We start from the raw sequence: 15,896 nt of genomic DNA, 5'->3' as shown, positions 1-15,896 counted from the left end.
CTTGATGCGCTTGAGTCGCTTCTCGACGAGATGGAGATCAACTGATGGAACACACCACTGCCCAGCGTATCGCCACTCGCTTCGCCGGCCTGCCGACTGACAAGCGCCGCGAGTTTCTGCAACGCATGCAAGAGCAGGGCGTGAGCTTCGGCCAACTGCCGATACCGCCCGCTGCCGAGCCGCAAACGACGTTCGAACTGTCGTACGCGCAGCAGCGCCAATGGTTCCTCTGGCAGCTTGATCCGCAGAGCTCGGCGTACAACATTCCGGCCGCCCTGCGCTTGCACGGGCCGCTGAATGTCGCGGCGTTGCAGCAGAGTTTCGACGTGCTGCTGGAGCGTCATCAGAGCCTGCGCAGCCGGTTCGTCGAGGATGACGGTCAGGTGGTGCAGACACTGGCCGGGTTCACCTCGCTGCCGATCGAACGGATCGACCTGTGCGATGAGCCTCAGGAACAGCGTCTCGATCTGGCCATGAAAGCGGTCGAGCAGGACATCGCCCGGCCATTCGATCTCCAGCACGGTCCGCTGCTGCGGGTCAGCCTGTTGCAACTCGACGCCGAAGACCATGTGCTGTTGCTGACCTTGCACCACATCGTCACCGATGGCTGGTCGATGGGTGTGTTGGTGGAGGAGTTTTCCCGGCTCTACGCTGCGCATTGTCAAGGGCAGAATGCTGTACTGGAAGCGCTGCCGATTCAGTATTCCGATTACGCCCTGTGGCAACGCCGCTGGATGGAAGCGGGCGAGCTGGAACGTCAGCTTAATTGGTGGCGTGAAACACTGGGCAGCGAACAACCGCTGCTGGAATTGCCGACTGATCGCCCACGCCCGGCGCAACCGAGCCAGCGCGGTGCGCGTCTGGATTTCGCCCTCGATGCGACCTTGGCCAGCGGTCTGATGAGCCTGTCCAAACAGCGTGGCGTCACGCCGTTCATGCTGTTGCTGGCGAGCTTCCAGGCGTTGCTCTATCGCTACAGCGGGCAGTCCGACTTGCGAGTCGGCGTGCCGATTGCCAACCGCAATCGTGCGGAAACCCGTGGCCTGATCGGCTTCTTCGTCAACACCCAGGTGATGCGTGCCGAGCTGGACGGGCGCCTGCCGTTCAGTCAGTTGCTCGACCAGACCCGCACTGCGTCGCTCAATGCCCAGGATTATCAGGACTTGCCGTTCGAGCGTCTGGTGCAGGCGCTGCAAGGTGAACGCAGCCTGAGCCACAGCCCGTTGTTCCAGGTGATGTTCAACCACCAGCAAGCCAAACCGGCGGCGGTCAGCGGTTTGCTCGCTGGTCTGCGCGTCGAAGCGCTGAACGCCACGGCGCACACCACGCAATTCGACCTGCAACTGGACACGCAGGAGGAGGGCGACAAGCTGTTCGCCAGCCTGACGTATGCCACCGATCTGTTCGACGCCGAGCGCATCGAGCATTTAGCGCGTCATTGGCGGAATTTGTTGGCCGGTGTGCTGGCGAACCCGCAATGCCCACTCGCCGAGTTGCCATTGCTGGATGCCGATGAGCGCCTGCGCATCCTCGATGACCTCAACGACACCGCTCAGGCCTACCCGGGCGAAGTCTGCGTGCAGCGCCATTTTGAAGCACGTGCAGCTGAAAACGGCGAGGCGACAGCGCTGGTGTTCCAGGGCCAGCGCCTGAGTTACGCCGAGCTGAATGTGCGCGCCAACCGTTTGGCCCATCACTTGCGCGCCCAGGGCGTTGGCCCGGAAGTGCTGGTGGGGATTGCCTGCGACCGCTCGTTTGAAATGGTCGTCGGCCTGTTGGCCATTCTCAAGGCCGGCGGCGCTTATGTGCCGCTGGACCCTGAATACCCGCTCGATCGCCTGAGCTACATGATCGAAGACAGCGGTATTTCGCTGTTGCTGACCCAGGAACATCTGCTGGCGCAATTACCGACGCCGGACAACGTGCGCACCTTGTACCTGCACGCCGAGGCCGATTGGCTGAGCGACTTGCCGGGCTCCGATCTGCCAAACCTGGCTGTCGCCGAAAACCTCGCCTATGTGATTTACACCTCGGGTTCCACCGGCAAACCCAAGGGCGCGGGCAACCGCCATGTGGCGCTGCATAACCGTCTGGAGTGGATGCAGCAAGCCTACAACCTGCTGCCGACTGACCGCGTGCTGCAAAAAACGCCGTTCAGTTTCGACGTGTCGGTGTGGGAGTTTTTCTGGCCGCTGATGAAGGGCGCCACGCTGGTGATCGCCGCCCCCGGCGAGCACCGCGATCCGCAACGCCTGGCCGCGCTGGTCGTCGAACAGGCGATCACCACGCTGCACTTTGTGCCATCGATGCTTTCGGCGTTTATCGCTGCCGACGAGGCGCTGGCCTGCACCTCGCTGCAACGGATCATTTGCAGCGGTGAAGCGCTGCCGATGGAACTGCAACGTCAGACCCTGCGTAGCCTGCCGCAAGCCAATCTCTACAACCTCTACGGCCCGACCGAAGCGGCCATCGACGTGACCCATTGGACCTGCGTGGAAGAAGGGCGCGACAGCGTGCCGATCGGTCGGCCGATCGCCAACCTGCGCACCTGCATTCTCGACAGCGAACTGCAACTGTTGCCGTTGGGCGCGGTGGGCGAGTTGTACCTGGGCGGTGTCGGTCTGGCGCGTGGGTATCACCGCCGTGGTGCGCTGACCGCCGAGCGTTTCGTGGTCGATCCGTTGGGCAGCGGCGAGCGCCTGTACCGCACCGGCGACCTGGCGCGCTATCGCGCTGACGGCGCCATCGACTACTGCGGGCGTATTGACCATCAAGTGAAGATTCGCGGTTTGCGCATCGAACTCGGTGAAATCGAAGCGCGTCTGCAAGAACATGCCGATGTACAGGAAGCCGTGGTGCTGGCCCTCGATGGCCCGAGCGGCAAGCAACTGGTTGCGTACATCGTGCCGCAAGATCGAGCCTTGGTCGGCGCCGATGCCGAGCAGCAAGGCGCATGGCGCGAAACCCTGAAAAGCCATCTGCTGGCGAGCCTGCCGGACTACATGGTGCCGGCGCAGACCGTGCTGATCGAACAAATGCCGCTGAGCCCGAACGGCAAACTCGACCGTAAACACCTGCCGGCACCGACCGCACACGTCAGCCAACGCGCCTTCGAAGCGCCACGCAGCGAACACGAACAGGTGCTGGCGCAGATCTGGCAGGACGTGTTGGGCGTGGAGCAGGTCGGGCGTCAGGACAACTTCTTTGAACTGGGCGGCGACTCGATTATTTCGATTCAAGTGGTCAGCCGTGCACGCCGTGCCGGTCTGAGCCTGCAACCGCGCGACCTGTTCCAGCAACAAACCTTGCAAGCGCTGGCCGCCGTGGTCAAAGAACAGGCCGCACCGCTGGCGCAACAAGGGCCGGTGGACGGTGTACAGAAACTCACGCCAATCCAGCGCTGGTTCTTCGATGAGCCGATCCCGCAACGCGCGCACTGGAACCAGGCGGTGCTGCTGGTGCCGCGCGAAACCCTCGAATTGCCGCGTCTGCAAGCCGCGCTGCAACGCCTGCTCAAGCAACACGATGCCCTGCGTTTGCGCTTCAGTCAGCCGCAATCCCTGCAGGATCCCTGTGGGAGCGAGCTTGCTCGCGATGGCGTTGGGGCAGGCAACATCGATGGTGCCTGTGCTGGCCTCATCGCGAGCAAGCTCGCTCCCACAGGGTGGTCGGCGCGTTACGTCGGGGCCGACAGCTGCGATGTGATCGACATGCTATGGACCGCTCGTGTGGCCAGCGATGCCTCACTGGAATCGGTGTGCGATGAAGCCCAGCGCAGCCTCAGTCTGCAAGACGGACCGCTGCTGCGCGTGGCGTTGATCGCTCAGGCCGATGGCTCGCAGCGGTTGCTGTTGGTGATCCACCACTTGGCGGTGGACGGTGTGTCCTGGCGGGTGTTGCTGGAAGATTTGCAGGCCGCCTACCTTGGGCAAGACCTGCCGCCGAAGACCAGCGCCTTTCAGGCCTGGGCAGACAAACTCGACAACTATGCACGCTCCGAAACTGTCGCCAGCGAACTGAACTGGTGGCAGGCGCAACTGAGCGAGGCGAATGATTCGCTGCCAGTGGCCAATGCTCAGGCCAGTCAGGCCGGGCATCTGCGCCAAGGCGTCAGCATTGGCCTCGACCGCGAACAGACCCGTCAGTTGCTGCAACAGGCGCCAGCGATCTATCGCACTCAGGTCAACGACCTGCTGCTGACCTCACTGGCCCGCACCCTCAGCCGCTGGACCGGCCACGCCTCAGCGCTGATTCAGCTTGAAGGCCATGGCCGCGAAGAGCTGTTCGACGATATCGACCTGACCCGCACCGTCGGCTGGTTCTCCAGCCTGTTCCCGGTGAGCCTGACGCCGACCGTCGACCTCCCGGGTTCGATCAAGGCAATCAAGCAGCAACTGCGCGAAATCCCCGGCAAAGGCATGGGCTACGGCCTGTTGCGCTACATGGGCGATGCGTCGACCCAAACGGCGTTGGCCGCATTGCCGCAAGCACGCGTGACGTTCAACTACCTCGGCCAGTTCGACCAGAGCTTTGCCGAAGACGCACTGTTCACGCCGGCTCGCGAATCCAGCGGTGCCGCGCAATCGGCCGACGCACCGTTGCCGAACTGGTTGTCGGTGGACGGTCAGGTCTATGGCGGTGAACTGAAGCTCGACTGGACCTTCAGCCGCGAATGCTTTGACCTGCGCGAGATCGAAACGCTGGCAGCGGATTTCCGCAGTGAACTGTTGGCGTTGATCGCCCATTGCCTGAGCGATGGCGCGGGCGGCGTGACCCCGGCGGACTTCCCGTTGGCACGCCTGACCCAGGCGCAACTCGATGGCCTGCCGGTGCCACCGGCGCAAATCGAGGACCTGTATCCGCTGTCGCCGATGCAGGCCGGTTTGTTGTTCCACAGCTTGTACGAATCCGATTCCGGCGCCTACGTGAATCAGCTCAGCGTCGAAGCCCGTGGCCTCGATGCCGAACGGCTCGGCCGCGCGTGGCAAGCGGTGCTCGACACTCATCCGATCCTGCGCAGCAGTTTCCATTTCCCCGACGGCTTCGAAGCGCCGGTGCAGTTGGTGCATCGCCATCTGCAATTGCCGATGACCTGCCTCGACTGGCGCGGCCGCAGCGATCAGGCCGAAGCAGTGGTTCAACTGATCGACAGCGAGCGTCTGCAACTCGATTCGACTCGCGCGCCGTTGATGCGTTTGACCCTGGTGCGACTCGACGATGAGCGTCAGCAACTGATCTACACCCACCATCACCTGTTGCTCGATGGCTGGAGTAACTCACTGCTGTTGAGCGAAGTCCTGCAGCGTTATGCCGGGCAAGACGTGCAGGCGCCAACCGGGCGTTTCGCTGACTACATCGGCTGGCTGCAACGTCAGGATGCGCAGGCTGATGAACTGTTCTGGTGCGAGCAACTGGCGACCCTCGACAACCCGACCCTGTTGGCGCAGAGCCTGGCCCATGGCGACAGTAAAAATCTGTCGACGACGGAGTTTGCCGACCACCGACAGACCTTCGATGTCGCCACCAGCCAACGCTTCAGCGACTTTGCCCGTCAGCAAAAGGTGACGCTCAACACCTTGGTCCAAGGTGCCTGGGCACTGTTGCTGCAACGCTACAGCGGTCAACGCAGCGTCGCGTTCGGCGCGACCGTGGCGGGGCGTCCGGTGGACTTGCCGGGTGCTGAAAGTCAGCTCGGTCTGTTCATCAACACCTTGCCGGTAATCAGCAGCCCGGACGCGGTTGAAAGCGTCGGCCAGTGGCTGACCCGCTTGCAGGCGCAGAACCTGGAATTGCGTGAGCATGAATTCACCGCATTGAGTGACATTCAGCGCTGGGCCGGGCGTGCCGGCGAACCACTGTTCGACAGCCTGCTGGTATTCGAAAACTTCCCGGTGGCCGAAGCGCTGCAACAGGGCGCGCCCGCCGGTTTGAGCTTCTCGATCCCGCAGAACCATGAACGCACCAACTTCCCGCTGACCCTGGCGGCCACTGCCGAAAGCCGGCTCAGCCTGAACTGGAGCTACCAGTGCGCCCAGTTCAGCGCCGAGGCGATTGCCCGCATGAGCGAGCACCTGGCCGCGCTGCTGGCAGCGATGGTCGCCGCGCCACACGCTGCATTGAGTGAACTCGACCTGCTGACCGCGCCGGAACGTGCGCAACAGTTAGTGGAGTGGAACCCGGCATTTACCGCGACAGAAAACCCGCTCTGCGTGCATCAGTTGATCGAGGCTCAGGCCGTCATCCGACCGGATGCCACCGCGCTGATCTTCAACGATCTGGAATTGAGCTTCGACCAACTCAACCGCCGCGCCAACCCATTGGCCCACCGCCTGCGCGCACTGGGTATCGGCCCGGAAGTGCGGGTCGGCCTGGCGATGCAGCGTTCGCCGGAGATGATCATTGGCCTGCTGGCGATCCTCAAGGCCGGCGGTGCTTACGTGCCGCTGGACCCGGCGTACCCGGCCGAACGCCTGCGTTATCTGATGGAAGACAGCGGCATTTCGCTGCTGATCAGCCAATCATGGCTGCGGGAAAAACTGCCCTTGCCGGAAGGCCTGTCGGTGCTTGAAATCGACCGCGAGCCGCTGGAGTTCATGGCCGACACCAACCCGGTCAACCTGACCTGCGGCGAAAACCTCGCGTACCTGATTTACACCTCGGGCTCCACCGGGCGGCCGAAAGGCGTCAGCGTGGCCCACGGTCCGCTGGCCATGCATTGTCTGTCGATTGGCGAGCTGTACGGCATGACGCCGGACGATCGCGAATTGCAATTCGCTTCGATCAGCTTCGACGGTGCTCACGAGCGCTGGCTGACGCCGCTGGTGTTCGGTTCGGCGGTGATGCCCCGTGACGACGAGTTGTGGAGCGTGGAGCGCACTTGCGCCGAGATCGAAAAGCACGGCATCACCATCGCCTGCTTCACCCCGACCTATCTGTCGCAGATCGCCGATTTCATGGGCGAAGCGGGGCGTGATCTACCGATCCGCTCCTACACCCCGTGCGGTGAAGGCATGGCCAAACATGCGTTCGATGAAGTGCAGCAAGTGCTGCAACCCAAGCGCCTGATCAACGGCTATGGCCCGACCGAAACGGTGATCACGCCACTGATCTGGCTGGCGTATCCGGACACTGAGTTCGACTCGGCGTTCATGCCGATTGGCCGGCCAGTCGGCAACCGCAGCGCCTATATTCTGGACGGCGGTTTGCAGCCGTTGCCGGTTGGCGTGTCGGGCGAGTTGTACCTGGGCGGCGAGGGCGTCGCCCGTGGTTACCATCAACGTCCCGACCTGACCGCTGAACGCTTCGTGCCGGATCCCTTCGTGCCGGGTGCGCGTTTGTATCGCAGTGGCGACCTCGCGCGGTTCCGCGCCGACGGCGTTGTTGAATACCTCGGCCGTATCGACCAGCAAGTGAAGATTCGCGGTTTCCGTATCGAGCTCGGTGAAATCGAAGCCTGCCTGCTGGAACACGAAGGCGTGCGTGAAGCCTTCGTGATCGATCGCGAAGGCCCGGTGAGTCGTCAGTTGGTGGGTTATGTGGTGCCGCGCGATCCGCTCGCCGACGAGCACGAGTTGCGTGAAACGCTGACCTTGCACCTGCGCAGTCGATTGCCGGCGCACATGCTGCCAGCGCATTTGATGTGCCTGGCCGCGTTGCCGCTGACGCCGAACGGCAAGCTTGATCGCCAAGGCTTGCCAGCGCCTGAAGCCACTCGGCAGAACCACGATCAAGTGGCCGCCGCGTCGCCGGCCGAAGCGTTGCTGGTGGACATCTGGCAAGAACTGCTGGGGCTGGAGTCGGTGGGCGTCACCGAGAACTTCTTCGAACTGGGCGGCGACTCGATCATCTCGCTGCAAGCGGTGAGTCGTGCCGGGCAGCGCGGGCTGGTGTTCAGTCCGAAGCAACTGTTCGAGCAGCAAACCATTCGGGCCCTCGCTGCGGTGGCGACCAGTCGTGAATCAGCGTTGGTTGAAGCGCCGAAAGTCCCTGCTTTTGCGCTGGTGCCGCACATCGACATCGCGGCCCGTGAGGGGCTGCAAGACCTGTATCCGCTGTCGCCGATGCAGCAAGGCATGCTCTTCCATTGCCTCGATTCGCCAGAGCTGAACCCATACGTCAACCAGTTGAGCGTGGCGGTGGACGGTTTGCAGGTGCCGCGTTTCCGTGCCGCTTGGCAAACCTTGGTTGAACGTCATGAAGTGCTGCGCGCGGCGTTCCGCTGGCGTGATGGTCTGGCCGATCCGCTGCAAGCGGTGTTCGCCGATGTCGAGCTGCCGATCGAAGAACTCGACTGGCGTGACCGCACCGACACCGAACAGGCGCTGAACGAACTGGCGGCGGCGGAACAGGCCAAAGGCTTCGACCTGAACTGTCCGCCGCTGATGCGTTTCATCCTGGTGCGCCTGGGTGATGACCGTTACCAGATGATCTGGATTTACCATCACTTGTTGCTGGACGGCTGGAGCGCCTCGCGCCTGTTGGGCGACATGTTGCGCCTGTACCACAACGACACTCTGCCGACCCTGACCGGTCGCTACGCCGATTACATCGCCTGGCTGCAACGCCAGGACGGTGCGCAGGCGGAAGGGTTCTGGCGCGAGCGCCTGGCGTTGCTCGAAGAGCCGACCATTCTGGCCAAGGCTTCGGGTGCGGCGGGTTCCGGTCACGGCGTGATGTACAGCCACCTCGACGCTGAGGCGACGCGCAAACTGCACAGCTTCGCCAAGCGTCAGCGCGTGACATTGAACACGCTGGTGCAAGGCGCGTGGTTGTTGCTGTTGCAACGCCACAGCGGCCAACGCAGTGTCGCGTTCGGCGCCACGGTAGCGGGGCGTCCGACCGGGTTGGTCGGTGCGCAGGACATGCTCGGCCTGTTCATCAACACCTTGCCGGTGATCCAGTCCCTCGACCCGCAACAACCGTTGGGCGAGTGGCTGCGCAACTTGCAGGATTACAACCTGATGGTTCGCGACTACGAACACACGCCGTTGTCGGACATTCAGCGCTGGGCCGGGCAGGGTGGCCAGGGCTTGTTCGACAGCATCATCGTGTTCGAAAACCATCCGGTGGACCGCGCCTTGAAAGGAGGTGAGGAAGGTGAGCTGCGCTTTGCCGAAGTCGGCAGTGGCGGCGTCACCAACTTCCCGATGGACTTGATGGTCAGCGCCAACGAAGAAGGCCTGGAAGTTGAGTACCTGTTCCTGCGTGATCGCTTTAGTGAAGTGGAAGTTGAGCGGATTCGTGCTCAGCTCGAAGGGTTGCTGCGTGCGCTGCCTGAGGATGCTGCTTGTCTGCTCGGCAACATTGGCTTGCCTGAGGCACGTTTAAGTCTGCCGCAGGTGTCCGACGACAATGCCGATTTGCTGCACGCATTCAATCAACACGTAAAAGCACAACCGCAGAATGTCGCCTTGATCTGCGAGGATCGGGAAGTCAGTTATGCACAGCTTGAGGCGCAGGCCAATGGGTTGGCACAGCAACTGATCGGTCGCGGCATCGGGCCGGAAAGTCTGGTGGCAGTGGCGCTGCCGCGTTCCGAGCGCACCATCGTTGCGTTCCTTGCGGTGCTGAAAGCAGGGGCGGCTTACCTGCCTTTGGACTTGGCGTACCCGGCCGAGCGACTGGCTTACATGTTGAGCGATTCAGCGGCCAGTCTGTTGCTTTGCAACAGTGATCTGGGCGAACGACTGACCCTGGCCGACAGCCCGCCACGGCTGTTGCTCGATCAGTTGAGCGTTGCCGACAACATTGAGTGCCCGGTTTCCCGACCGCTGCCGGGACATCTCGCGTATCTGATCTACACCTCCGGCTCCACTGGCCAACCGAAAGGCGTGGCCGTGGCGCGCGGACCGATTGCCCGGCATTGCCGCGGCATCATCGAGCTCTACGAACTGGCACCGCGCAGCCGCGAGTTGCACTTCATGTCGTTCGCTTTCGACGGTGCTCAGGAGCGTTGGCTGAGTGTGTTGCTGGCCGGTGGCAGTCTGGTGATCCGCGATGACAGTTTGTGGACCCCGGAACAAACCCTGGAAGTGTTGCAGCGTCACGCCGTCACCGTGGCCTGCTTCCCGCCGGCGTACCTGCAACAGATGGCCGAGGTGGCCGAGCGTCTGGGTAATCCGCCGGCGGTCGAGGTGTATTGCTTTGGCGGTGATGCGGTGCCGGAGGCCAGTTTCGAGCAGGTCAAACGGGCGCTGCGTCCGCAGCGTCTGGTCAACGGTTACGGCCCGACCGAAACCGTGGTCACGCCTTTGTTGTGGCGTGCCGAGGTCAGCGAAACCTGCGACGCGGCGTATGCGCCGATTGGTCGTGGTGTGGCCGGGCGTGGCTTGTACGTGCTCGATGCCGACCTCAATCCGTTGCCGGTCGGTGTCAGCGGCGAGTTGTACCTGGGCGGCGAATGCCTGGCGCGCGGTTATCACCAGCGTCCTGGCATGAGCGCCGAGCGTTTCATTCCAGACCCGTTCGAGGCCGGTGGCCGCATGTACCGCACCGGCGACCTGGTGCGCCAGCGCGAGTGCGGGTTGATCGACTACCTGGGGCGTCTCGACCAGCAAGTGAAGATCCGTGGTTTCCGCATCGAACTCGGCGAAATCGAAGCCCGCCTGCGCGACTGCGCCGGGGTGCAGGATGCCGCCGTGGTGGTGCACGACACGCCGACCGGCAAGCAATTGGTCGGTTATGTGGTGGCCGCTGGTGCAGTCGGGCTGGACCGTCGCTTGAAGTCTGAACTGCAAGCGCAACTGCCGGATTACATGGTGCCGGCGCGAATCCTGGTGCTGGAGCGTTTCCCGCTGTCGGCCAACGGCAAGCTCGACCGTCGCGCACTGCCGACACCGGAATGGGCGCTCGGCGGCTATCGCGCACCGCGCAACGCACTGGAAACGGCGCTGGCCGCGATCTGGCAAGAGGTGCTCGGCGTGCCGCATGTGGGCATCGATGACAACTTCTTCGAACTCGGCGGCGACTCGTTGCAGGTGCTTAAAGTCATCTCGCGGGTACGCAGCCAGCCACAACTGGGCTTCGAATTGAAACTGCGCGACCTGATGCAGAAACCGTGCATCGCCGAACTCAGTGGCTATCAGGCTGCCGAACCGGCGTCTGCGCCGGACCCGTTGCTGGCGCTGAATGCGCGGATCCCCAACGTGCCGGCGCTGTTCTGCCTGCACGCCGGTTTCGGCACGGTGTTCGACTACGAACCGCTGGCTCGCCGACTGGAAGGCCGGCGCACGGTGTACGGCCTGCAATGCCGGATGCTGCTTGACCCGCACTGGCAGGACGAGTCGCTGTTGGCCATGGCTCAAGCCTATGCGCAACGGATTCGCAGTCAGCAGGCCAACGGGCCGTATTACTTGCTGGGCTGGTCGTTGGGTGGGGCGTTGACGCAATTGGTCGCCCACGAACTGGAAACCCAGGGTGAGACGGTCGCGTTTGCCGGGCTGGTCGACAGTTACGTGGCGGGCACTGCAGAGGCGGGGGACTGGCGCGAGGACCTGGGCGACTTCCTGACGTTTGTGCTCGGTCTGCCGGCCGATGAGGCTCAGGCGCTGATTGCGCTGAAAGCCGCTGATTTGAATGAACGCGAGGGTTCCACGGCGGTGATCGAGGCGGCGATGCACGGTTCCAATGAGCAAGCCGCGTTGGGTGCAGGGGAACTCACGCAGATCTTCGCCACCGGCTCACGCCTCAAGCAACTGGCGCTGGCGCAGCGGCAACTGCCGGCGATTCAGATTAAGGCGCATCGCTGGTGGGTGGCCGAGCGCGACGATGAACGTCGGGTGTTTGAGGCCCAGGTCGGCAGCCATGGCGTTGATCGCTTGTTGGCGGGCGGGCATTACGAGCTGCTGCGCGGTGATGAGTTGCTCGATGAGCTTGAAGACTTGCTCGAACACCGCATGGCAATCGCTTAAACGGGAGTGCCACGGTCCCCTGTAGGAGCTGTCGAGTGAAACGAGGCTGCGATCTTTTGATCTTGTTTTCAAGATCAAGATCAAAAGATCGCAGCCTCGTTTCACTCGGCAGCTCCTACACAAGCGCCGCTCGTTTCCAGTTTTTGTATTGCTCGATTATTGACCTTTTTGTGTAGAAGGATTCGTCCCATGGCTGTTTTGCCAGAACTTGAAGCATTTCTAGAACTCGCCGAGTTCGGCCGGATGACCGGCAAAAGTCGCGCGATGCACGAACAGTCGCCGCAACAGGCGCGGCTCGATTTTGAAGCGTCGTCGGGGTTTCTCGATGTGCCGCTGGACAGCGTTGCCTGCGAGGACTTCACCATCGCCGCGCGAGATGGCCACAGCTTGTCGGCAAGGGTGTATCGCGACGGGCAAACGGTCGATGGGCTGCAACCGGTGGTGTTGTATTTCCATGGCGGCGGGTATGTGGTCGGCAGTCTCGATTCCCATGACGCACTGTGCCGGCGGCTGGCCTCCCAAGGGGGTTTTGCCTTGTTGACGGTGGATTATCGCCTGGCGCCGGAATGGCGGTTCCCGACGCCGGTGCAGGATGCCTGCGATGCGGGGAACTGGCTGGTTCGTGAGGGCGCGACGCGTGGCTTGGACGCAACGCGAGTGGCCGTGGCCGGTGACAGCGTGGGCGCGACACTGGCGACGGTGTTGTCGATCATGGCGGTGCGTGAACCTGATGAACTGGCGTTGAAACCCAACGCGCAATTGTTGGTGTACCCGGTGACGGATGCCACGACCCAGCGCGCGTCGCATCGGGATTTTGCCGAGGGTTATTTGCTGGAGACGCCGACGCTGGATTGGTTCTATGCGCATTACGGGCGCACGCCGCAAGATCTGGCGGATTGGCGGTGCTCGCCGTTGCTGGCAGAGGATCTCTCGGGTGTGGCGCCGGCGCTGGTGTACCTGGCCGGGCATGATCCATTGCATGACGAAGGGTTGGCGTATGCCGAGCGGCTGCGTGCTGCGGGGAATGAGGTGACGTTGCTGGAACAGCCTGGGATGACCCATGACTTTTTGCGTATGGCGGGGTTGTTGGGGGAGGTTGAGGGGATTCATGCTGAAGTGGCGGAGTGGGTTCGTTCGCGGGTTTGAGATGAAATGAAAATACCGCCATGCCTGGGTCAGGGGTGGCGGTTTTTTTGTGTCTGGCTCAGGAGGTTTGGGTGAGGCTCATGCCGCCATCGCGAGCAAGCTCGCTCCCACAAGGGTTTTGTGAGCGCCGAAAATCCACTGTGGGAGCGAGCTTGCTCGCGATGGCGGCATGAGACTCACCACAAATCATCGCCCATAAAAAAAGCCCGTATCTCGCAATACGGGCATTTTTCATTTCAGTTCAGCCACTCAGAAATCATACTTCGCAGTGATCTGCAGGTTACGTGGCTCGCCGTAGAACGTGGTGCCGAAGTTGCCCAGGCCCGTCAGGTACTTCTTGTCGAAGACGTTGTTGGCATTGGCGGTGAAGCTCAGGTGCTCGTCGTATTGAAAACGGGTCATCAGGTCCACGAGGGTGTAGCCACCTTGCTTGAGCATGGTGCTGCCGCCCACGCCACCGCCCACGTTGGGGCTGTAGCTCTGGCCGTAAAAAGCGCTCTGCCAGCTGATGCCGCCACCGACGGTGAACTGGTCCAGCGCGCCGGGCAGACGGTAGGTGGTGAACGTACGAATCACGTGTTCCGGTTTGCTGGTGGCCAGCGGGAAACCGAAGATGCGTTGTTCGTCCTTGTCACGGGTACGGGCGTAGGTGTAGCCGGCAGACACGTTCCAGTCCTGAGCCAGTTCGCCGGCCAGTTCCAGTTCCACACCGTTGGTGGTGGCGCCGGCGATTGCTTTGTAGACGTCCCGGCCGGTGTTCGTGTCGGTGGTGACGTATTGGGCGACGTTGTCCTGTTCGATGCGGAACAAGGCCAGGCTGGCGTTCAGCCTGCCTTCGAAGTAGGCCGCCTTCAGGCCGGTCTCGTAGCTCTTGCCTTCAACCGGCTCCAGGGTTTTGCCGCTGGCGTCCTGGTAGATTTGTGGCTGGTAGATGCTGGTGTAGCTGCCGTACACCGAGTAGGTATCGTCCAGGTCATAGACCACACCGGCGTAGGGCGTGACGACGCCATGTTCCTTGTAGCTGGCGTGGGTGTCGGTCTGGCCGGTGCCTGGATAGTAGGAGTAATCCTCGTTGTACTTGTAGGTGCTCACACGGCCGCCAAGGATGAACGACAGGTCGTCCGTCGGACGCAGGCGCGTGGCCAGGTAAGCGCCGTTCTGGCTCTGGGTGCGCTCGTACTTGCCGTTTTTCGGGAAGTCCTGTTTCGCCAGATGGCCTTCCCAGTCAAAAATGTTGCCCGTCACCTGTCCGAAGGCGCTGCTGTCGAAAGTTGAACCGGTCTGACGGGAGTGGGAGGCCATGAAACCTGCCACCAGTTCATGCTCGCGACCGCCCAGGCTGAACGGGCCCGAGACGTTCACGTCAGCGGTGTTCTGCACGCGATGGCCTTCCCAACGACCCCAGTAAAAGAACATGCCTTCGCCGGTGGCGCGGTCCGGGCTGCCGCCGCTGGCCGAGGCCAGTTGGGTGTCGTGATCGGTGGTTTTCTGGTCGAAGCTGGCCTTGAATTTCCAGTCATTGGTGAGTGCTTGTTCCAGCGACGCGAAGTAAGTGGTGCTGTCGAAATCACGACGGCTCCAGTCGGCACCCGGGTTGAAACTGCGAGAGAAGTCGGTGCGGCCGCCGTCGGTGTAGTACGGCGCGTTACCGGTCCAGGAACTGCCGCGCGGGGTAGCACTGGACTTGTCGACGCCCAGGGTCAGCAGGGTATCGTCCGTCAGGTCGGCTTCGAGGATGCCGTAGAACAGGTCTTTCTTCTGGCTGTAATGATCGATGTACGAATCTTTATCCTGGAGGGCACCGACGAAGCGGCCGCGCACGCTGCCGGAATCGTTCAGCGAACCGGAGATGTCGCCTTCGGTGCGGTAGTTGTCCCAGTAGCCGGCGGTGGCACTGACCGACGCCTTGAATTCCTTGGTCGGCTTCTTGCGCACCAGGTTGACGGTGGCGGACGGGTCGCCCGCGCCGGTCATCAGGCCGGTCGCGCCTTTGATGACTTCGATGCGGTCGAGGCTGGCCGCGTCGTCGCTGTTGTTAGGGTTTTCACCGTAAACGCCGTCGTAGGGAATGTTGACGCCGTCGTACTGAAAGTTGGTGATGGCAAATCCACGGGCGGAAAACTCGGTACGGTCACTGTCGTACTTCTGTGTCGTAACGCCAGGGGTGTTGCGCAACGCGTCGGCGACGCTGGTGACACCGCGATCATCCATTTGCTGACGCGTCACCACGGTCACCGATTGCGGCGTTTCACGCAGGGTCAACGGCAGCTTGGTCGCGGTGGTCGTCGCGCCGGTGGTGTAGGAATGGGTATCTTCAGTGGTCAGGCCCAGAGCCTGGCCGGAAATGGTGGTCGCGCCCAGTTGCAGGCTCGAGCCGCCGCCGGACACCAAGGTGACGGTATTGCCGCTGATCTGGAACGAAATGCCAGTGCCTTTCAGCAGGGCGGCGAGGGCGTCGGACGGTTCCAGCGAACCGGACACCGCACGAGACTTGATCCCTGCAACCTGATCCGGGCTATAGAGGATTTGCAGATTGGTCTGCATGCCCAGTTCGGTCAGCGCGTTGGAAAGCGATTGACCTGCAATATTCACTTTTACAGGTGCAGCATTGGCCATCGAGCTCCCCAGCAAGGTGGCGGTCAGCAGTACGCTAGTGAACAGGGTGCGATGCAAAGTCGGGCGCTGTACGGCCAGCGCGAGAGGTGTGCGGCGTGTGTGAGGTCGCATTACTTACCTGAGCTCCTGAAAAAATGTTGTGCAGAGTTTTTGTTAATAAGAATGATTATTAGACGCAGCACGAGCGAGAAACCGGAAAGAAACCCGTCAAATATTTTTCTGAGG

The 15,896-nt window shown here is 62.2% G+C and carries 3 protein-coding genes; 2 read left to right on the top strand and 1 reads right to left on the bottom strand.

Features of this window, described 5'->3' with window-relative positions:
- Window positions 1-44: 44 nt before the first annotated feature.
- Window positions 45-11,909: a non-ribosomal peptide synthetase gene (locus VD17_RS21945; RefSeq protein ID WP_046055634.1), complete on the top strand. Its 11,865-nt coding sequence runs from the start codon at window positions 45-47 to the stop codon at window positions 11,907-11,909.
- 189 nt (window positions 11,910-12,098) lie between these two features.
- A complete protein-coding gene (locus tag VD17_RS21940) occupies window positions 12,099-13,055 on the top strand; it encodes an alpha/beta hydrolase (RefSeq protein WP_046055633.1) in 957 nt (318 codons plus the stop codon).
- A gap of 249 nt (window positions 13,056-13,304) precedes the next feature.
- Here VD17_RS21940 and VD17_RS21935 read toward each other — a convergent pair whose 3' ends face one another.
- Entirely contained in the window at window positions 13,305-15,782 is a 2,478-nt protein-coding gene (locus VD17_RS21935) for a TonB-dependent siderophore receptor (protein ID WP_046055632.1), read from the bottom strand.
- Window positions 15,783-15,896 lie beyond the last annotated feature (114 nt).

This window comes from Pseudomonas fluorescens (genome assembly GCF_000968015.1).
Classification (GTDB): domain Bacteria; phylum Pseudomonadota; class Gammaproteobacteria; order Pseudomonadales; family Pseudomonadaceae; genus Aquipseudomonas; species Aquipseudomonas fluorescens_W.
Note: the sequence above shows the minus strand (reverse complement) of the source record. Positions and strands in the feature narration are given on the sequence as shown.

Bases quoted from the DNA above. Each gene is read 5' to 3' on its own strand.
- VD17_RS21935 (WP_046055632.1), bottom strand. From the start codon at position 15,782: ATGCGACCTCACACACGCCGCACACCTCTCGCGCTGGCCGTACAGCGC.
- VD17_RS21945 (WP_046055634.1), top strand. From the start codon at position 45: ATGGAACACACCACTGCCCAGCGTATCGCCACTCGCTTCGCCGGCCTG.
- VD17_RS21940 (WP_046055633.1), top strand. From the start codon at position 12,099: ATGGCTGTTTTGCCAGAACTTGAAGCATTTCTAGAACTCGCCGAGTTC.